This is a genomic window from Stenotrophomonas sp. AR029, from assembly GCF_047520695.2.
Taxonomy (GTDB): domain Bacteria; phylum Pseudomonadota; class Gammaproteobacteria; order Xanthomonadales; family Xanthomonadaceae; genus Stenotrophomonas; species Stenotrophomonas sepilia.
The window spans coordinates 219122-239222 of sequence record NZ_JAXBQQ020000001.1; the positions used below are offsets into that span (position 1 = coordinate 219122).

Below are 20101 nucleotides of genomic sequence, written 5' to 3' on the forward strand. Positions count from 1 at the left end.
GGGAACCTTCCGTCATGCCTAAATTTTTCATCGAACATCCAGTCTTCGCCTGGGTGGTTGCGATCCTGATCTCGCTCAGCGGCGTGATCGCGATCCTCAACCTGGGCGTGGAGTCCTATCCCAACATCGCCCCGCCGCAGGTCACCGTCTCGGCGACCTATCCGGGCGCCAGCGCCGATACCACGGAAAAGTCGGTCACCCAGGTGATCGAGCAGCAGCTGACCGGCATCGATCACCTGCTGTACTTCAGCTCCTCGTCCGCCTCCAACGGCCGTGCACAGATCACCCTGACCTTCGAGACCGGTACCGATCCGGACATCGCCCAGGTGCAGGTGCAGAACAAGGTCTCGCTGGCCACGCCACGCCTGCCTTCGGAAGTCACCCAGCAGGGCGTGGTGGTGGCCAAGGCCAACGCCGGCTTCCTGATGGTGGTGGCGCTGCAGTCCGATACCCCGACCATCAACCGTGACGCGCTGAACGACATCGTGGGCTCGCGCGTGCTCGACCAGGTCTCGCGCATCCCCGGCGTCGGCAGCACCCAGCAGTTCGGTTCCGAGTACGCCATGAACATCTGGCTGAACCCGGAAAAGATGCAGGGCTACGGCCTGTCGGCCAGCCAGGTACTGGCCGCGGTGCGTGCGCAGAACGTGCAGTTCGCCGCCGGCGCGCTGGGTTCGGATCCGTCGCCGGAAGGCCAGCACTTCACCGCCACGGTCTCGGCCGAAGGCCGCTTCAGCTCGCCGCAGGAATTCGAGAACATCATCCTGCGTGCCAACGCTGATGGCTCGCGCGTGCTGCTGAAGGACATCGCCCGCGTCGCCTTCGGTGCCAACAACTACGGCTTCGACACCCAGTACAACGGCAAGCCGACCGGCGCCTTCGCCATCCAGCTGCTGCCGGGCGCCAACGCCCTGAACGTGGCCGAAGCGGTGCGCGCCAAGATGGACGAGCTGCAGCCCAGCTTCCCGGCCGGCGTCACCTGGTTCTCGCCGTACGACAGCACCACCTTCGTCAAGATCTCGATCCAGGAAGTGGTCAAGACACTGTTTGAAGCAGTGTTCCTGGTGTTCCTGGTGATGCTGATCTTCCTGCAGAACTTCCGCGCCACCCTGATCCCGACCCTGGTCATCCCGGTGGCGCTGCTCGGTACCTTCCTGGGCATGTGGATGATCGGCTTCACGATCAACCAGCTGACGCTGTTCGCGATGGTGCTGGCGATCGGCATCGTGGTCGACGACGCGATCGTGGTGATCGAGAACGTCGAACGCATCATGACCGAGGAGGGCCTGGCGCCCAAGCCGGCCACGCAGAAGGCGATGACCCAGATCACCGGTGCGGTGGTGGCGATCACCGTCGTGCTGGCCGCGGTGTTCATCCCCTCCGCCCTGCAGGGCGGTGCCGCCGGTGAGATCTACAAGCAGTTCGCGCTGACCATCGCCATCTCGATGGCATTCTCGGCGTTCCTGGCCCTGGGCTTCACCCCGGCGCTGTGCGCGACCTTCCTCAAGCCGACGCACAACGACAACCCGAACATCGTCTACCGCACCTTCAACAAGTACTACGACAAGATCAGCCACACCTATGTGGGCCACATCACCTCTGCGGTGCGCCATGCGCCGCGCTGGATGATCCTGTTCGTGGTGCTGACCGCGCTGTGCGGCTTCCTGTTCACCCGCATGCCGGGCAGCTTCCTGCCGGAAGAAGACCAGGGCTATGCGCTGGCGATCGTGCAGCTGCCGCCGGGCTCGACCAAGGGCCAGACCAACGAAGTGTTCGCGCAGATGCGTGGCATCCTGGAAAAGCAGGATGGCTATGAAGGCATGCTGCAGGTGGCCGGCTTCAGCTTCGTCGGTTCCGGCGAGAACGTGGGCATGGGCTTCATCCGCCTGAAGCCGTGGGAGGAACGCAAGTTCACCGCGCCCGAGTTCATCCAGAACATGAACGGCGCGTTCTACGGCATCAAGGAAGCGCAGATCTTCGTGGTCAACCTGCCCACCGTGCAGGGCCTCGGCCAGTTCGGTGGCTTTGACATGTGGCTGCAGGACCGTAGCGGTGCCGGCTACGAACAGTTGACCCAGGCCCGCAACATCCTGCTCGGCCAGGCCGCGCAGAAGCCGGACCACCTGGTTGGCGTGCGCCCCAACGGCCTGGAAAACGCGCCGCAGCTGCAGCTGCACGTGGACCGCGTGCAGGCGCAGTCGATGGGCATGTCGGTGTCGGACGTGTACAGCACCATCCAGCTGATGCTGGCCCCGGTGTACGTCAACGACTTCTTCTACGAAGGCCGCATCAAGCGCGTGACCATGCAGGCCGATGGCCCGTACCGCACTGGCCAGGAATCGCTGAAGAGCTTCTACAGCCCGTCCAGCCTGACCCAGAACGCCGATGGCACCAACGCGATGATCCCGTTGAACACGGTGGTCAAGTCCGAATGGGTGTCGGCGCCGCCGTCGCTGAGCCGCTACAACGGCTACTCGGCGATCAACATCGTCGGTTCGCAGGCACCGGGCACCAGCTCGGGTGAGGCGATGCAGACCATGGAAGGCATCGTCAACGACGACCTGCCGGCCGGCTTCGGCTACGACTGGTCGGGCATGTCCTACCAGGAAATCCTGGCCGGAAACGCTGCGACCCTGCTGCTGGTGCTGTCCATCGTGGTGGTGTTCCTGTGCCTGGCCGCCCTGTATGAAAGCTGGTCGATCCCGGTGGCGGTGCTGCTGGTGGTGCCGCTGGGCGTGCTGGGTGCCCTCGGCCTGTCGATGCTGCGCGGCCTGCCCAACGATCTGTTCTTCAAGATCGGCCTGATCACCGTGATCGGCCTGGCGGCGAAGAACGCGATCCTGATCGTGGAGTTCGCGGTGGAGCAGCGCGCAGCAGGCAAGAACCTGCGTGATGCCACCATCGAAGCGGCGCGCCTGCGTTTCCGCCCGATCCTGATGACCTCGTTCGCGTTCATCATGGGCGTGATCCCGATGGCGATCTCCACCGGTGCCGGCGCCAACTCCCGCCACGCCATCGGTACCGGCGTGATCGGCGGCATGCTGTTCGCCACCCTGCTCGGCCTGCTGATGATCCCGGTGTTCTTCGTGGTCGTGCGCCGCATGCTGGGCGACAAGCTGGACGAACCGTCCAAGGAGTTCATGGAACGCCAGCGCGATGCGGATGCCGCACATCGTCCGGATCGTTGATCCGGTGCTGCGCTGAGAACGAGAAGGCCCCGGAGCGATCCGGGGCCTTTTTATTGCCACAGTTGAATTCATGCCAACCCAGGTTGGCATCTACCGGAACAACGGCATTGCCGGTAGCCGCCAACCTTGGTTGGCGCTGTTCGGGCAACGCCTCAGCGCATCACCGCGACCACGGCGCACACCGCCACCAGAATCAGCGAGGCCCACTGCATGGGTACGAAGAAGAAATGGTGGGGCGCGGCCTCCCCCTTCCGCCGCGGCGCACGGTTGAGCCACAGGCCCAGCACCACGTTCACCGCTGCGCCGAGGCCTGAGCCCAACAGAACCTGTGACAGCGGAGTATTGCCCCTGGGGCCGTCATGCGGAAAGAAGTACGCCAGCAGCAGGATCGCTGCAATCGGCGTCACCAGCGTCATGATTCCCCAACCGCGATAGATCACGTCGTCATCCTCGAAGAAACGGACTGCATTAGAGCAGCATGCGTCTCTGCAGGCCAACGGCAATGACGTCATCTGGATGACCATCATCCACGCGTGGCGTGGACCTACCGCCGCGCCGCCATTGCGGCGGCGCGGCCCTGCGACTCAGCGCAGCCCGGTTTCGTTGCGGGCGATCACCAGGCGCTGGATCTCCGAAGTACCTTCGTAGATCTCGGTGATCTTGGCATCACGGAAGTAGCGCTCCAGCGGCATTTCCTTGGAATACCCCATGCCGCCGTGGATCTGCACCGCCTGGTGGGTAATCCACATCGCCGCCTCAGAGGCGGTCAGCTTGGCAATGGCAGCCTCATTGCTGAAGCGCTTGCCCTGGCCCTTCACCCACGCCGCGCGCAGGGTCAGCAGCAGCGCTGCGTCCAGCTTGCACTTCATGTCGGCAATCTTGGCCTGGGTCATCTGGAAGGTACCGATGGCCGCGCCGAATGCCTTGCGCTCCTTGACGTATTCAATCGTCGCTTCATAGGCGGCACGGGCGATGCCGATGGCCTGCGAAGCGATGCCAATGCGACCGGCATCGAGCACGCTCATGGCGATCTTGAATCCCTCGCCTTCCTGGCCCAGCACGTCTTCGGCCTGCGCCACGTAGTCGTTGAACTCGATCTCGCAGGTGGCCGAGGCGCGGATGCCCAGCTTGGGCTCGGTCTTGCCACGACCGAAACCGGCCTTGTCGGTATCGATGATGAAGGCGGTGATGCCGCGCGCGGCCTTGTCCGGCTCGCTCATCGCGAACAGCACGATGTACTTGGCCACCGGACCGGAGGTGATCCAGCTCTTCTTGCCATTGATGACGAAGGTGCCGTCGGCCTGCTTCACCGCGCGGCAGCGCATGGCGGTGGCATCGGAACCGGACTGCGGCTCGGTCAGCGCGAACGCGCCGATGGCCGTGCCTTCGGCGATGGCACGTACGTAGGTCTGCTTCTGCTGCTCGGTACCGTGGGTCAGGATGCCGTTGCAGAACAGCGAATTGTTGACCGACATGATGGTCGAATGGGCTGCGTCGGCGGCGGCGACCTCCACCATCGCCAGCACGTACGCAACCGGGTCCATGCCCGCACCGCCGTATTCGGTCGGCACTTCAATGCCCATCAGGCCGTTCTCGCCCAGCAGGCGGATGTTGTCCAGCGGGAACTCGCCGGTGCGGTCATGATGCTCCGCACTGGGGGCGATCTTTTCCTGCGCGATACGCCGCGCAACGTCCTGCAGCATCAACTGCTCTTCGGTAAAGCTGAAATCCACAACACCCTCCCGGGTACATGAAGTTATGGGCCGCATACGGCGCGCCCAGGTGCTCCGATTGTACCGGGGCCCGGCAGTTTCCGTACGCTGGCGACTTGACCGCGACAGCCCCTTCAGCGAATATATCTCTATATCGCGATAGGTAGATGTTTATGGATCTGGAAGACTGGTCGACCCGCCTGAAGGTGTTCGCCGATGCCACTCGCGTGCGCCTGCTGGCGCTGCTGGAGCAGGAGGAACTGACCGTGGCCGAACTGTCGGCGATCACCCGGCTGGCGCAGCCGCGCGTGTCCACCCACCTGGCACGCCTGAAGGAAGCCGGCCTGGTCCGCGACCGCCGTGCCGGCGTGTCGGCCTACTACCGCTTCGACGAGGCCCAGCTGGACCCCGCGCAGCGTGCATTGTGGCATGCCTTGAGCAACGGAAGCGATGACCCGCTGCTGCGCCAGGACGCTGAACGCGTGGCCGCCGTGCTGGCCCACCGCGCCTCCGACCAGAACTGGGCCGACAGCGTGGCCGGCGACATGGAACGCCACTACTCGCCCGGGCGCACCTGGGAGGCGCTGGCCCGCACCGCGCTGCCGCTGCTTGAGACCGGCGACGTGCTGGATATCGCCTCTGGTGATGGCGTGCTGGCCGAACTGGTTGCCCCGCATTCCAAGCGCTACATCTGCATCGATACCAGCGCGCGCGTGGTTGCCGCCGCCAGTGAACGCCTGCGCCGCCTGCCCAATGTGGAAGTGCGCGAGGGCGACATGCATGCCCTGCCGTTCAAGGATGCCAGCTTCGACCTGGTCGTGCTGATGCATGCGCTCACCTACGCCAGCAAACCGGCGCAGGCGGTGACCGAAGCTGCACGCGTACTGCGCCCGGGCGGCCGCCTGCTGCTGTGCAGCCTGGCCCGCCACGAGCACAAGGCAGCGGTGGAGGCCTATGGCCACGTCAACCTCGGCTTCAGCGACAAGGAGCTGCGCAGGTTCGTCGACAAGGCCGGCCTGCAGGTGTCCAGCCTGGAGACGGTCACCCGCGAGAAGCGGCCGCCGCACTTCGAAGTGATTTCGCTGATCGCCAACAAGCCCTGAGCCACAGACCGCCATGCCCGCCCTGCCCTGGTTGCATCCCGATCGTGCCAACGCCCTGCTCGACGCCCTGCGCGAGCGGATCCTGATCATCGATGGTGCGATGGGTACGATGATCCAGCGCCACGGCCTGCAGGAAGACGATTACCGTGGCGAACGCTTCGCCGGTGGCTATGACCATCTGCATGGCTCCGGCTGTGATCACGCCACACCGGAAGGCCATGACCTGAAGGGCAACAACGATCTGCTGCTGCTGACCCGGCCGCAGATCGTCGCCGATATCCACACCGCCTACCTCGAGGCCGGTGCGGACCTGGTCGAAACCAACACCTTCAATGCAACCTCGGTCAGCCAGGCCGACTACCACCTCGAGCACCTGGTGTACGAGTTGAACAAGGCCGGCGCTGCGGTCGCGCGCACGTGCTGTGATGCAGTGGCCGCAACCACTCCGGGCAAGCCGCGCTTCGTGATCGGGGTGATCGGCCCGACCAGCCGCACCGCTTCGATCAGCCCCGACGTCAACGATCCCGGCTTCCGCAATACCAGCTTCGACGAGCTGCGCGACACCTACCGCGAAGCCATCGAGGGCCTGATCGACGGCGGCGCCGACACCCTCATGGTCGAGACCATCTTCGACACGCTCAACGCCAAGGCCGCGCTGTATGCGCTGGAGGAAGCGTTCGATGCGCGCGGCGCGCGGCTGCCGGTGATGATCTCCGGCACCATCACCGACGCTTCCGGTCGCACCCTGTCCGGGCAGACCGCCGAGGCCTTCCACGCATCTCTCGCCCACGCCCGGCCGTTGTCGATCGGCTTGAACTGCGCGCTGGGTGCCGATGCGATGCGCCCGCATGTGGAAACCCTCTCGCAGGTCGCCGACTGTTACGTCAGCGCCCACCCCAATGCAGGCCTGCCCAACGCGTTCGGCGAGTACGACGAAACCCCTGAAGAGATGGCCACCACCCTGCGCGGCTTCGCCGAGGATGGCCTGTTGAACCTGGTCGGCGGCTGCTGTGGCTCCACCCCCGAGCATATCCGTGCAATTGCCAATGCCGTGGCCGGACTGCCGCCGCGCGCACTGCCCGGCACCCGGGAGCAGGCCGCATGAACGTTGCCGCCACTGTCCCGCACTTCCCGCCCTACTGCTGTTGAGCCGACGCCTGCCATGACGCCTGTCCGCCCTACCCGCCTGTCCGGCCTGGAACCTCTGGTCATCACCCCGGACCTGCTGTTCATCAATGTCGGCGAACGCACCAACGTCACCGGCAGCGCGCAGTTCCGCAAGCTGATCAAGGAAGGCCGCTACGAGGAGGCGGTGGACGTGGCCCGCCAGCAGGTGGCCAGCGGCGCGCAGATCCTCGACGTCAACATGGACGAGGGCCTGATCGATTCGGAAGCGGCGATGACGCGCTACCTCAACCTGATCATGTCCGAGCCGGACATCGCGCGCATCCCGGTGATGGTCGACTCCTCCAAGTGGAGCGTGATCGAGGCCGGCCTGAAATGCCTGCAGGGCAAGAGCGTGGTCAACTCGATCTCGCTGAAGGAAGGCGAAGCGCTGTTCCGCGAGCACGCGCGCAAGGTGCTACGCTATGGTGCCGCGGCAGTGGTGATGGCGTTTGACGAGGCCGGGCAGGCAGACACCTGTGCGCGCAAGGTCGAGATCTGCACACGCGCCTACCGCATCCTGGTCGACGAGATCGGCTTCCCGCCGCAGGACATCATCTTCGACCCGAACATCTTCGCCGTCGCCACCGGCATCGAAGAGCACGACAACTACGCGGTGGACTTCATCGAAGCCACCCGCATCATCAAGCAGACCCTTCCGCACTGCCATGTCTCCGGCGGCGTCTCCAACGTCTCGTTCTCGTTCCGAGGCAACGAAACCGTGCGCCAGGCCATCCATTCGGTGTTCCTGTACCACGCGATCGCCGCCGGCATGGACATGGGCATCGTCAACGCCGGCGCGATGCCGATCTACGACGAACTGGAGCCGGACCTGCGCGAGCGTGTCGAGGACGTGATCCTCAACCGCCGAAGCGATGCCACCGAGCGCCTGCTGGAGATCGCCGAGCGCTACAAGGGCAAGAAGGGCGCGGCGAAGACCGAAGATCTGGCCTGGCGCGACAAGCCGGTGGCACAGCGCTTGGCACATGCCCTGGTACACGGCCTGGATGCCTTCGTCGAGGAAGACACCGAACTGGCCCGGCAGGCCTCCAGCCGCCCGCTGGACGTGATCGAAGGACCGCTTATGGACGGCATGAACATCGTCGGCGACCTGTTCGGCGCCGGCAAGATGTTCCTGCCACAGGTGGTGAAATCCGCGCGCGTGATGAAGAAGGCCGTGGCCTACCTGCTGCCTTACATCGAAGCGGAAAAGGCGCGCAGCGGTGACACCGCCAAGAGCAACGGCAAGATCATCATGGCCACGGTGAAGGGCGATGTGCATGACATCGGCAAGAACATCGTCGGCGTCGTACTGGCCTGCAACAACTTCGACGTGGTCGACCTCGGCGTGATGGTGCCGGCGCAGAAGATCCTCGATGCTGCCCGCGAGCACAACGCAGACCTGATCGGCCTGTCCGGGCTGATCACCCCGTCCCTGGAGGAGATGAGCCACGTCGCCCGCGAGATGGAGCGCCAGGGCTTCGACCTGCCGCTGCTGATCGGGGGCGCGACCACTTCGCGTGCGCATACCGCGCTGAAGATCGACCCGCACTACAAGGCGCCGACGGTGTGGGTGAAGGATGCGTCGCGCGCGGTTGGCGTGGCGCAGTCGCTGATCTCGCGTGATCTGCGCGAGGCCTTCGTTGCCGCCAACGAAGCCGACTATGCCGAAATCCGCGCACGCCACCGCAACCGGGGCGACGCCAAGCGCCTGGTCACACTGGAACATGCGCGCGCGCAGAAATTCCATGGCGGCTGGGACAACTACACTCCACCGACACCGAATCAGCCCGGCCTGCACGTGTTCGACGACTATCCCCTGGCCGAACTGGTCCACTACATCGACTGGACGCCGTTCTTCCAGGCCTGGGAGCTGGCCGGCAAGTTCCCGGCGATCCTCACCGACGGGATCGTCGGTACCCAGGCCAGCGAGCTGTACAAGGATGCCCGTGCGATGCTCGAGCGCATCGTCGGCGAGAAGTGGCTGACGGCCAAGGCCGTGTTCGGCCTGTGGCCGGCCAACAGCATCGGCGACGATGTCCGCGTGCAGCACGCACAGGGCGAAACCACCCTGCACTTCCTGCGCCAGCAGGTGGACAAGCCAGCCGAACGCCCGGATTTCTGCCTGGCCGATTTCATTGCACCGGCCGACAGCGGAAAGCAGGACTGGATCGGCGCGTTCGCTGTCACCGCCGGCATCGGCATCGACGCCCACGTCGCGCGCTTCGAGGCCGAGCATGACGATTACAACGCGATCCTGCTGAAAGCATTGGCCGACCGCTTCGCCGAGGCGCTGGCCGAGCGCCTGCACCAGCGCGTGCGTACCGAATTCTGGGGCTACGACCGCGCCGAGACGCTGGACAACGAGGCCCTGATCGACGAGCAGTACCGCGGCATCCGTCCGGCACCGGGCTACCCGGCCTGCCCCGAGCACAGCGAGAAGCGCCGCCTGTTCGACCTGCTGCAGGCTGAGAAGAACGCGGGCATGGAATTGACCGAGAGCTTCGCGATGCTGCCCACGGCCGCTGTCTCGGGCTACTACTTCAGCCATCCGCAGAGCCAGTACTTCGTGGTCGGGCGTCTCAGCCGCGAACAGGTCACCGACTATGCCCGGCGCAAGGGCGTGGACCGCGCCCAAGCCGAACGCTGGCTGGCCTCCAACCTCGACTACGACCCCGAATGACACAAAAAGGGGACGGAGGGGATTAAGTCGTTTGTGCATTAGCGACTTAATCCCCTCCGTCCCCTTTTTTGCTTCATCATTCGGCGATGACCGTTCCCGTTGCCCGCCTCTCAAGTTTCTACCTGTTCTACTACGCGGCGCTCGGCGCGTTCACGCCGTACTGGAGCCTGTTCCTGACCGCGCGCGGCATGAGCGTGACCGCGATCAGCGTGATGATGGGCCTGTGGTACGCCACCCGCGTGATCGCACCCAGTACCTGGACCTCGCTGGCGGCCGCATCACCGCGGCCGATCCGCCTGCTGCGCGTCGGCTGCGTGCTGACCCTGCTCAGCTTCGCTGCCTTCCTGCTGCCACTGCCGCAGCCGTGGATGTACCCGGCGATGATCGTGTTCTGCTTCTTCTACAACGCGGTGATGCCGCAGTTCGAGTCGATCACCCTCACCCACCTGGGCAACGACAGCCATCGCTACGGGTTGATCCGGGTCTGGGGCTCGCTCGGTTTCATCGCCGTGGTCACCCTGTTCGGCTGGCTGATCGAGGGCGATGGCGCCGGCAACCACGCCGGATTGTTGCCGTGGATGATGCTGCCCCTGTTCGTGCTGCTGGTTGCCTCGGCCTTCAGCAACCACTACGCGCGCGGCATCGGCAAGACTGCGGGTGACACCAGCGGCTTCTGGCAGATCGTGCGCCGACCGCCGGTGCTGGCGTTCTTCCTGGCCGCCTTCATGGAACAGCTGTCGTTCGGCCCGTACTACACGTTCTTTTCGGTCTACATGGACCATCACGGCTACCGTACCTCCACCCTTGGCCTGCTGTGGACCATCGGCGTGGTCTTCGAAGTGGGCGTGTTCTTCACCATCGGCCGCTTCTTCCGCCGCTACGACGCCAGCTGGATGCTGCTGATCGCGCTGGTCAGTTCCTGCCTGCGCTGGGCCGTGACCGCACTGTTCCCGGAGAACCTGCCGGTGATGCTTCTGGCGCAGACCGCGCACGCGCTGGGCTTTGCCGCGTTCTTCGCTGCAGCGATGCAGATGCTGGCGACCTACTTCCCCGGTCGTCTCAACGGCCACGGCCAAGGACTGCTGTACGGCTTTTCGTCCGGTGTCGGCGGTGTGCTGGGCGCGCTCATTGCCGGCCAACTGTGGAAGATCGACGACGGCCGCACCGCGTTCCTGGCCGGCAGCGGCTTCGCCCTGATTGGCGCCCTGCTCTGCTTCTTCGCGCTGAGCCTGCCGCTGATACGCGCGCGCCGGACCCACGGCGCACACTGACAACGCTCCGATTCAGCGCTGCAGCAACACCTGCTGCAGCGATGGCAGCAGCACGCGGTTGCCATGCGCGCTGAGATGATCTCCATCGAAGAACAGCGGGCGGCCATCGCGCTGCGCGGGACATAGCGCGTCGTCGCACAGCACCGGCATCGGGTCCCACAGCACGCCACCCGGCAGTCCATCAACCACCTGCTGCAGGCTGCCCAGCATCGGCGCACGCAGCGCTTCCATCGCCTCGCGCGTGCTGTCCAGGCCATTGCGGCAGACTTCGTTGCGCGCATTGAATTGGTCCGAGCAGCGATAGGGCGGCGCCGGCAGCACCGGCTTGGGCGCCTCCAGCACGATGCGCACACCGCGCTCGGCCAGTGGCTTCCACTGCTTGATCGCCTCGACCGCTTCGGCCTCACGCCCTGCCGTGGCCTCCGCTGTCAGTTCGCCCGCCAGCTGCGCCCGCGCATCGAACAGCACGAACTGATCGGACAGGCGCGGCATCCGCAGCGACACCAGCACCACGGCATCGCCCGGCTGCGCGCGCCGCGCGATATCGGCGAACACCGCGGCATCGAAATCAGCGCAACCGGCACCCGCCCCACGCCACTTCTGCAGGCTCACCTGCGGGCATCCGCCGCGGCCATAGAGGGAGACCTCCGAGCCGGTTTCCAGCGCCAGCCGCTGCAGCAGCTCGATGTAAGCCATCGCATGCGAATCACCGGCAACAAACACCCGCTTCGGCGCGCCGGCCGGCGTCGGGCGGTCGCAGTTTCCACGGGCAAAGGTCCGCGCACTGCCGCCTTCGAAACGATGCTTGGCAGCCAGCAGAGCGCAATTGGGATAATCGCCAGCCACGCTCTTGCCATTGGGGTACCAATCGGCCGGATGCCGGCTGACGGTACTCAGCGACAGTCGTGGCGCCTGCTGATAGAGCAATGCCTGGATACCGGCGGCGCACAGCAGTACGACCGCGCCGGCCAGCACCCAACGCCCGGGGCGCAGGCGCTGCGCCAACGTGCCGCGGAACGGCTGTTCCACCCAGCGCCACGACGCCCATGACAGCACCAGTACCAGCACCATCGCAGCGGTCATCTGCCAGGGTGCCTGCAGGCCCACGGTCCAGCGCATCAGCACGAACACCGGCCAGTGCCACAGATACAGCGAGTACGAAAGCAGACCGATGCGGCGCATCGGAGCGCTGGCCAACAGGCGCGCCACCCATGCCTGCGGATGGTGATGCAGCGCCCAGAGCAGGCCCGCGGTGGCGAAGGCCGGCAGCAGGCCGTCAGGCCACGGCGAGCGCCCGGCACGCGAGGACCATAGCGCCCACCCCAGCAGGGCCAGCGCCATCATGGCCAGCAGGGAAAACACCGGCGCAGCGCGCTTCAGTGCCTGACTGGTTGCCGGGTCCAGCGATTGCCGCACGTGCAGCAGCTGGAACAACAGCACGCCCACCCCCAGTTGCCAGAGACGGGTGCTGGTGGCGTAGAACGCCCACGATGGCGGCGCCTCGCGCAGACCCAGCACCGCAGCGTGCAGCAGCGATGCCATGCTGACCAGTGCGAACAGGCCCAGGCTGATCCAACGCCCGCGCGCGCCACGTGCCCAGGCCAGGAACAGCAACGGGAACAGCAGGTAGAACTGCTCTTCCACACCCAGCGACCAGGTATGGGTATAGGGATTGAATTCGGCCTTGGGCGCGAAGTAATCGTTGCCGATCGCCGCCAGCACCCAGTTGCTGAAGCCGAACAACGCCATCAGCCCCGTCTTGTCGCTGGCTTCGCTGAGCCACGACTCGGGAATGAACAGCACGCTCGCCACAGCGGTCAGCAACACGCACGCCAGCAGCGCTGGTGCGATGCGACGGATGCGACGCGCATAGAAGCGCAGCATCGACTGCCCCAGCGACAGCGGCGGCAGCCGGTGTACTGATGCGCTGACCACGAAACCGGAGATGACGAAGAACACATCCACGCCAGTGAACCCGCCTGGCAACCAGGCCGGGTCCAGGTGGAACACGATGACGGCCAGCACCGCGATCGCGCGCAGGCCGTCAATGTGCGGCACGTAGCCGCGGCTTGGATCAGCGGTCATCCCTTCCCCCACGGCCGCGACGGCAGCGCGCCCGCGGCGGTCACGCGCTTACCAGACCAGGTCGTCCGGCACCTGGTATTGCGGGTCCGCGTACGGATCCTCCTCGGCCGGCGCATTCGGATCGACCTTCAGCGCCACCGACGCGGCGAACACCGCCTCGGACTGCGCCAGCACCTCGGCGGTCACCAGCAGGTAGCGGCCATTGAGCTGGACCACCCCAAGCTCGCCGGCATTGAGCGCGGTCAGCTGTTCGGCGGTCACATAGATGCGCTTGATCTTGCCGCCATATGGGAAGTGGCGGGCGATATCGGCCGCTTCCGAGTTCAGGCTCTTGTCCTTCAGCAGTTCTTCCAGCTTGGCCTTGGCCTCGCGGCGCACACGCGCCTCTTCCTGCTTCAGGCGCTCGGTCTCGATGCGCTCTTCCTTTTCCTTCTGCGCGCGGATGGCGTAGGCCTTGGCCAGGTCCATCTCTTCGGCGCTGCGCGGCTTGCGCGGGCCCTGCTGGCCTGGGCCACGTGACTGACCGGGCTTGCCCGGGCCGCCGTGGCCATGCCCACGACGCTCGCCGGGCTTGTGCTCGCCCTTGCCAGCGCCCTGCGGCTTTCCATTGCCGTTGCCACCCTTGCCCTGCGGGCGACCATCACGGCGGGGGCCATCATTCTTGCGCTCGGGCTTGGGCGCAGGCTTGAAGCCCAGGCCCATCAGCTGGTCGCGGAGGGTATCGCTCATAGGATTCGGATCAGTAGTGCGGCGGCGGCGGTTCGCTCGCCGGATCGGAAGAATTCAGCGCGTTGCGGACCTTGCCCAGGTCTTCCAGCAGCACGCGCAGCACGTCGGCGTTGCGCATGCCCTGCATGCGGGCATCGGCCAGCGCATCGCTCAGTTCGGCCAGCGCCTGTTCCTGGAAGGACACGCGCATTTCCAGTTCGACCAGGCGCGCTTCCAGCGCCTGCTCGCGTTCGGTTGGCAGCAGATCAGACATGCAGCGAGCGCCCCCGGCCAATGCCGTAGTACGCCAGGCCCGCCGCTTCCACATCCGCCGGCTCATACAGGTTGCGGCCGTCGAACACCACCGCGTCCTTCAACTGCTCGCGCAGCCTCTGGAAATCGGGGCTGCGGAACTGCTTCCACTCGGTCACCACGACCAGTGCATCGGCCCCCTGCAGCGCCTCATCGGCACTGCTGCAGAACACCAGATCATCGCGCTCGCCGAAGATGCGCTGCGACTCGTGCATCGCTTCCGGATCGTAGGCACGCACCGTCGCGCCGCCTTCCCACAGCTGCGCCAGCAGGCGACGGCTGGAGGCTTCGCGCATGTCATCGGTGTTCGGCTTGAACGCCAGGCCCCACACGGCAAAGGTCTTGCCACGCACACCTTCGTCTTCACCCTTGTCGTAATGACGCTGGATGAGAGCGAACAGATGGCCCTTCTGCGCGTCGTTGACCGCTTCCACGGCGTTCAGCAGCTTCGGCTCCAGGCCGGCCTGCTGCGCGGTGCGGGCCAGCGCCTGCACATCCTTGGGGAAGCACGAGCCGCCGTAACCGGCGCCCGGGTAGATGAAATGCCAGCCGATGCGCGGATCCGAGCCAATGCCCTGGCGGACCTGCTCGACATCGGCGCCGACACGTTCGGCGATGTTGGCGATTTCGTTCATGAACGAGATCTTGGTCGCCAGCATCGCGTTGGCGGCGTACTTGGTCAGCTCCGCCGAACGCACGTCCATTTCCACCACGCGGTCGTGGTTGCGGTTGAACGGTGCGTACAGGCGCCGCATCACCGCCACCGACTCGGCGCTGGTCGCGCCGATGATGATGCGATCCGGGCGCATGCAGTCGGCGACAGCGTCGCCTTCCTTCAGGAATTCCGGGTTGGACACCACATCGAAGGCGATGTCCGCGCCACGTGCCGCCAACTCTGCGGCAATGGCAGCACGCACCTTGTCGGCGGTGCCCACCGGCACCGTCGACTTGTTGACCACCACGGTCGGCACGCTCATGTGCCGCCCGATGGTGCGGGCCACAGCCAGCACGTACTGCAGATCGGCACTGCCATCCTCGTCCGGCGGCGTGCCGACGGCGATGAACACGACCTGGCCGTGGCCGATCGCGGCCGCGGCATCGGTGGTGAACGCCAGCCGCGACGCGGCGTGGTTGGCCTTCACCATCGGCTCCAGGCCCGGCTCATAGATCGGGATGATGCCCTGGTTGAGGCCATCGACCTTGGCCTGGTCGATATCGACGCAGACCACCTGGTGGCCGACATCGGCCAGGCAGGTACCGGTCACCAGCCCTACATAACCGGTACCGAAAATCGCAACGCGCATGTCCGTGCAGGCTCCGTGGTCGCTTACGGCAGGACGCCCAGCAGCTCGACGTCGAAGGTCAGAGTCGCGTTCGGGCCGATCGGGCCACCCGGGGTGCCGTTCTCACCGTAAGCCAGCTCACCCGGGATCCAGAAGCGGTACTTCGAACCGACCGGCATCAGCGCGACGCCTTCGGTCCAGCCCTTGATCACCTGGTCCAGGCCGAACTCGGCCGGCTGGCGACCATAGGAGCTGTCAAACACGGTGCCGTTGAGCAGCTTGCCTTCGTAGTTCACACGCACCTTGCTGCTCGGCAGCGGGCGCTCGCCGCTACCCGGGCGGATGATCTGGTACTGCAGGCCAGACGGGGTGGTCACCACGCCCGGCTGGGTCTTGTTCTTGGCCAGGAACGCGTTGCCTTCCTCGCGGTTGGTCTGCGCAGCGGCGGCGGCCTTGGCCTGCATCTCGGCCTGCTTGCTGCCCATGAAGGCCTGGATGGTGGCGGTCGCGTCAGCTTCCGTCATCTTCGGCTGGCCCTTGCTCAGGCCTGTGCTGATCGCGTCAAACAGCGAGGCGACATCGATGTCGTCCTTCAGCTGTGCCAGCGACGGGCCGACCGAGTACGAACCGATCATCTGCGACACTTTGACGCGATCGACCTTCGGCGGCTGCGAACCCGGCGCCATGCCCGGCACCTGCTGGCCACTGCGGGCCATCACGACCTGGCGCAACGCGGCATCGGTGGCCTTGGCCTGTTCCTGGGTGATCTGCGGCTGCAGGCCTTCGAACGAACGCTCCACGGCAGTGCGCAGCGCGGCCACATCGATCTCATCGGCGATCGGGGTGAACGACTTGGCGACATCAAGGCCGATGGCGTAGCCGAGCTTCTGCTTGGGGGAATTCAAGGTTGCGGTCTCCTTGGCGGCTGCGGGGGCAGCCGGTTGTTGCGACAGAGCGACACCCGAAGTGCCCATCGCCAGAATCAGAACCGACGCCGCGGCGCCGCGCATTCCCATCTTCATTCGCTGCATTCCTGGAAGTGTCTGGGCGCCGACGTCGGCGCGAAAAGAAACATTGTCGCACGCATGCCGTCGATGTCGAGGCATCCGTGCCGGATATCAATGCGTGGCGGCTGCGGCCAGCGCCTTGTCGATGGCGGCGGTCAGCTGCGGATCGTCCGGCGTTACCTTGCTGGCGAACTGGGCAATGACCTTGCCATCGCGGCCGACCAGGTACTTGTGGAAGTTCCAGCCCGGCGCCACGCCGGTGGCCGCGGTCAGCCTCTGGTACAGCGGCGTGGCCTGTGCACCGACGACATGCACCTTCTCGAACATCGGGAACCTGACGCCGTAGGTGAGCGTGCAGAAATCCTGGATCTGCTTTTCGTCACCGGGCTCCTGGCCCTTGAAATCGTTGGACGGGAAACCGAGCACGGCAAAGCCGCGGCCGGCATAACGCTTCTGCAGCGCCTCCAGGCCTTCGTACTGAGGGGTATAGCCGCACTTGCTTGCGGTATTGACCACCAGCAGTACCTGCCCGTGGTAGCGCTGCTGCAGGTTGACCTGCTGCTTGCTCGCGAGTGGGCGGTACTCCAGGTCCAGCAGATCGGCCGCCAGCACATGGGAGGAACCGGCCAAGCCGGCCACCAGCAGGGTCAGCAGGGACAGGCCGCGCAGGCGGCGCGGGATAACGGTCGGCAGGGGCATCGAGAGCGGTCCGCGGTAGCCATTCACAGGGCCGGCCGGTAGCGGCCGGGAATCGGCCGAACTATAGCACCGCCCCCCGCCCCCCCCGTTGCGGCAAGCGCCAGCGGCTTTGCGCGGCGTGGCGTCTTCCCGCTGGCCTTGCCAACGACGGCGCAGTGATGACATAGCATGGACAACACTGAATGGCAGGCGGAACTGGACCAGCCCGCACATCAAATTTATTTCCCTTTCCAATCAAATGGATAAGAGGATATTTCAGCAATTTGACCACCCCTGCCATCAGTTGGGGACGGCAGGGGGTTGCACCCAGGCGTGCCGGTGTTATAGTTGCATACAACACCAGTCACCTGAGACAGGGGGAAGCCGTGAACGCCCGCATCCGTCGCAACCTCACCGCACCCGCGGCCGCTGCTGTTTCGACCCTGATCGTGCTGGCCTGGCTGGCCACGCCCACCACCCCCGCCTCTCCCGACAGTGCGCAGGACGCAACCGCTGCACCGGCCGGGAACGCCGATTCCCCCCCCCCTCCCCCGCGTCGGCTGCACAGCTCCCTGTCCATGCCGTATTTCTCGTTCGCCCAGCCGCTGACCCCACGGAGCTGAATATGAGCGACATCCAGTGGAGCGACGGCGCTCCCATCTACCGTCAATTGAAGGAGCGCGTGATCGCCATGATGCTCGACGGAATCCTGAAGCCGGGCGATGCCCTGCCTTCGGTGCGCCAGGTGGCCGCCGACTATCAACTCAACCCCATCACCGTTTCGCGCGCCTACCAGGAACTGGCCGATGAAGGCCTGGTCGAGAAGCGCCGCGGCCTGGGCATGTTCATGACCGAGCAGGCGGCCACGCAGCTGCGCAGCAGCGAGCGCGAGCGCTTCCTCAACGAAGAATGGCCCGCGGTGCTGGAGCGCATTCAGCGCCTGGGCCTGAGCCTCGACGAATTGCTGCCCCAGGGGAACGTCTGATGAACAGCACTGCAAGCGAACCCGTCATCACCGCGCGAGGCCTGCGCAAGGCCTACAGGACCACGGTAGCCCTCGACAACGCCAGCTTCAGCATTCCGAGCGGGCGCATCGTCGGCTTGATCGGCCCCAACGGCGCCGGCAAGACCACCGCACTGAAGGCCATCCTCGGCCTCACCTCGGTGGAAGGCGACCTGAGCGTGCTCGGCCGCGATCCGCGACTGCATCGCGACGAGCTGATGAATGACATCTGCTTCATCGCCGACGTCGCCGTGCTGCCGCGCTGGCTGAAGGTGCGCGAGGCGATCGACTTCGTCGCCGGCGTGCACCCGCGCTTCGACCGGGCCCGCTGCGAGCGCTTCCTGGCCAATACCAAGCTGCAACCGAAGCAGCGCGTGCGCGAACTGTCCAAGGGCATGATCGTGCAGCTGCACCTGGCGCTGGTGATGGCCATCGACGCCCGCATCCTGGTGCTGGACGAGCCGACTCTCGGCCTGGACATCCTCTATCGCAAGGAGTTCTACCAGCGCCTGCTGGAGGACTACTTCGACGAACAGAAGACCATCATCGTCACCACCCATCAGGTGGAAGAGATCGAGCACATCCTCAGCGACGTCATGTTCATCCGTGATGGCCGCATCGTGCTCGACGCGGACATGGACGATGTCGGCCAGCGCTACACCGAGCTGCTGGTCAACGCCGACCAGCTGGAGACCGCGCGTGCGCTGAAGCCGATCGACGAGCGCAGCCTGGCGTTCGGAAAGACCGTGATGCTGTTCGATGGCGTGCCGCGCACCCAGCTCTCCACCCTTGGCGAGACCCGCAGCCCGGGCCTGGCCGATCTGTTCGTCGCCATCATGAAGGGGACCTACGCATGAATGCCGTCAACCACCCCGTCAGCCCGATGGGCACCCTGCGCTGGCTGCTCAAGCGCGAGTACTGGGAGAACCGTGGCGGTTTCCTGTATGCACCGTTGATCGCCGGCCTGATCTCGCTGGTGATGAGCACCATCGGCATCGCCTTCGGCCTGTTCGCCCTGCACCGGGCCGCGCGTGATGGTGGCCTGCACATCGACGGCGAAGACGTGAACATCAACGGCCTGGACCTGGCCCTGCTGACCCGCGACATCAGTGCCAAGGACCTGGCTGACCTCGGCAACGGCCTCGACCTGACCCTGGTGCTCAGCTCGGCCTGGCCGTTCCTGGTACTGGCCTTCGTGGTGTTTTTCTACTGCCTGGGTGCCCTGTACGACGACCGCCGCGACCGCAGCATCCTGTTCTGGAAGTCACTGCCGCTGTCGGATACCCAGACCGTGCTGTCCAAGGTGATCAGCGCACTGATCGTGGCCCCGCTGATCGCGGTGATCGCCGGCATCATCACCATGTTCGGCTTCATGCTGGTGATCAGCATCGTCGCGCTGATGCACGGCGGCAGCCCAATGACCCTGATCTGGGGCCCGGCCAGCCCGCTGACCCTGGCCGCCGGCCACCTGGCCTGGATCCCGGTCTACGCCCTGTGGGCCCTGCCCACCGCCGGCTGGCTGCTGCTGTGCTCGGCCTGGGCCCGCAGCAAGCCGTTCCTGTGGGCGGTGATGCTGCCGCTGTTCGCCGGCGTCATCGTCAGCACGACCAAGGTGATGCCGCTGATCGGCCTGACCACGGGCTGGTTCTGGCAGAACATCGTTGGCCGGCTGCTGCTGGGCGGCGTACCGGGCACGGACCTGGTGTATCGCCTCAGCGCCGAGGAAGGCACGCGTCGCGACCTCGAATCGGTGGTCAGCCTGATGTCGCCGGCCTCGCAGCTGAAGTCACTGGCGATGCCGGAACTGTGGATCGGCGCCGCCGTCGGCGCCGTGTTCATCGTCCTTGCCATCCGTCTGCGCAAGCGCGCCGGCGAGATCTGATTCCATCCACCCGGAGGCACCA

17 protein-coding genes are annotated in these 20101 nt (G+C 65.6%); 9 read left to right on the forward strand and 8 right to left on the reverse strand.

Annotated elements, in window-relative coordinates:
- Positions 1 to 14 precede the first annotated feature (14 nt).
- Complete coding sequence (locus ACM0PB_RS01060; protein ID WP_053499470.1) at positions 15 to 3188, forward strand: multidrug efflux RND transporter permease subunit; 3174 nt, start codon at positions 15 to 17, stop codon at positions 3186 to 3188.
- Positions 3189 to 3340: 152 nt separating this feature from the next.
- On the opposite strand, the gene ACM0PB_RS01065 is transcribed toward ACM0PB_RS01060, so the two are convergent.
- A complete protein-coding gene (locus tag ACM0PB_RS01065; RefSeq protein ID WP_414604717.1) occupies positions 3341 to 3712 on the reverse strand; it encodes a hypothetical protein in 372 nt (123 codons plus the stop codon).
- Positions 3713 to 3772: 60 nt separating this feature from the next.
- Positions 3773 to 4921 (reverse strand): acyl-CoA dehydrogenase family protein, encoded by a 1149-nt coding sequence (locus tag ACM0PB_RS01070; RefSeq protein ID WP_005417433.1) that lies wholly within the window; start codon positions 4919 to 4921, stop codon positions 3773 to 3775.
- A gap of 152 nt (positions 4922 to 5073) precedes the next feature.
- On the opposite strand from ACM0PB_RS01070, the gene ACM0PB_RS01075 reads away from it, so the two are divergent.
- The 4 genes from ACM0PB_RS01075 (at position 5074) to ACM0PB_RS01090 (ending at position 11121) form a co-directional block, all read left to right on the forward strand.
- Complete coding sequence (locus ACM0PB_RS01075; protein ID WP_049412993.1) at positions 5074 to 6003, forward strand: ArsR/SmtB family transcription factor; 930 nt, start codon at positions 5074 to 5076, stop codon at positions 6001 to 6003.
- Positions 6004 to 6016: 13 nt separating this feature from the next.
- Positions 6017 to 7108 (forward strand): homocysteine S-methyltransferase family protein, encoded by a 1092-nt coding sequence (locus ACM0PB_RS01080; RefSeq protein ID WP_065178607.1) that lies wholly within the window; start codon positions 6017 to 6019, stop codon positions 7106 to 7108.
- Between the two features lie 57 nt (positions 7109 to 7165).
- Positions 7166 to 9850, forward strand: coding sequence for a methionine synthase (gene metH / locus ACM0PB_RS01085; RefSeq protein ID WP_065178606.1), 2685 nt, complete (start codon positions 7166 to 7168; stop codon positions 9848 to 9850).
- A gap of 86 nt (positions 9851 to 9936) precedes the next feature.
- Complete coding sequence (locus ACM0PB_RS01090) at positions 9937 to 11121, forward strand: MFS transporter (protein WP_065178605.1); 1185 nt, start codon at positions 9937 to 9939, stop codon at positions 11119 to 11121.
- 12 nt (positions 11122 to 11133) lie between these two features.
- Here the strand turns inward: ACM0PB_RS01090 and ACM0PB_RS01095 are convergent, their stop codons facing one another.
- The 6 genes from ACM0PB_RS01095 to ACM0PB_RS01120 all read right to left on the reverse strand — a co-directional run bounded on the left by ACM0PB_RS01095 (position 11134) and on the right by ACM0PB_RS01120 (position 17215).
- Positions 11134 to 13206, reverse strand: coding sequence for an acyltransferase family protein (locus ACM0PB_RS01095; protein WP_065178604.1), 2073 nt, complete (start codon positions 13204 to 13206; stop codon positions 11134 to 11136).
- Between the two features lie 48 nt (positions 13207 to 13254).
- On the reverse strand, positions 13255 to 13935 hold the full coding sequence (locus ACM0PB_RS01100; protein ID WP_005417446.1) for a DUF2058 domain-containing protein: 681 nt from the start codon (positions 13933 to 13935) through the stop codon (positions 13255 to 13257).
- Between the two features lie 10 nt (positions 13936 to 13945).
- A complete protein-coding gene (locus ACM0PB_RS01105; RefSeq protein WP_005410256.1) occupies positions 13946 to 14188 on the reverse strand; it encodes a SlyX family protein in 243 nt (80 codons plus the stop codon).
- Positions 14181 to 15530, reverse strand: a complete 1350-nt coding sequence (locus ACM0PB_RS01110) for a UDP-glucose dehydrogenase family protein (protein ID WP_065178603.1) — start codon at positions 15528 to 15530, stop codon at positions 14181 to 14183. Before ACM0PB_RS01110 ends, ACM0PB_RS01105 begins: the two co-directional genes overlap by 8 nt.
- Positions 15531 to 15553: 23 nt before the next feature.
- Positions 15554 to 16531 carry an FKBP-type peptidyl-prolyl cis-trans isomerase gene (locus tag ACM0PB_RS01115; protein WP_014037761.1) on the reverse strand — a complete coding sequence of 326 codons (978 nt, stop codon included), beginning with the start codon at positions 16529 to 16531 and terminating at the stop codon, positions 15554 to 15556.
- Positions 16532 to 16627: 96 nt separating this feature from the next.
- Entirely contained in the window at positions 16628 to 17215 is a 588-nt protein-coding gene (locus ACM0PB_RS01120; RefSeq protein WP_053499455.1) for a glutathione peroxidase, read from the reverse strand.
- Between the two features lie 365 nt (positions 17216 to 17580).
- Between ACM0PB_RS01120 and ACM0PB_RS01125 the strand changes: the two genes are divergently transcribed.
- The 4 genes from ACM0PB_RS01125 to ACM0PB_RS01140 are packed head-to-tail and all read left to right on the forward strand — an operon-like array spanning position 17581 to position 20079.
- Positions 17581 to 17817 carry a hypothetical protein gene (locus ACM0PB_RS01125; RefSeq protein WP_171955546.1) on the forward strand — a complete coding sequence of 79 codons (237 nt, stop codon included), beginning with the start codon at positions 17581 to 17583 and terminating at the stop codon, positions 17815 to 17817.
- Between the two features lie 2 nt (positions 17818 to 17819).
- Positions 17820 to 18179: a GntR family transcriptional regulator gene (locus tag ACM0PB_RS01130; RefSeq protein ID WP_005417481.1), complete on the forward strand. Its 360-nt coding sequence runs from the start codon at positions 17820 to 17822 to the stop codon at positions 18177 to 18179.
- Complete coding sequence (locus tag ACM0PB_RS01135) at positions 18179 to 19054, forward strand: ABC transporter ATP-binding protein (protein WP_005417484.1); 876 nt, start codon at positions 18179 to 18181, stop codon at positions 19052 to 19054. The genes ACM0PB_RS01130 and ACM0PB_RS01135 overlap by 1 nt, the downstream gene beginning before the upstream one ends.
- The gene (locus tag ACM0PB_RS01140; protein ID WP_065178601.1) at positions 19051 to 20079 is read left to right on the forward strand and encodes an ABC-2 transporter permease; all 1029 of its coding nucleotides are present in this window, start codon (positions 19051 to 19053) and stop codon (positions 20077 to 20079) included. The genes ACM0PB_RS01135 and ACM0PB_RS01140 overlap by 4 nt, the downstream gene beginning before the upstream one ends.
- Positions 20080 to 20101: the final 22 nt, after the last annotated feature.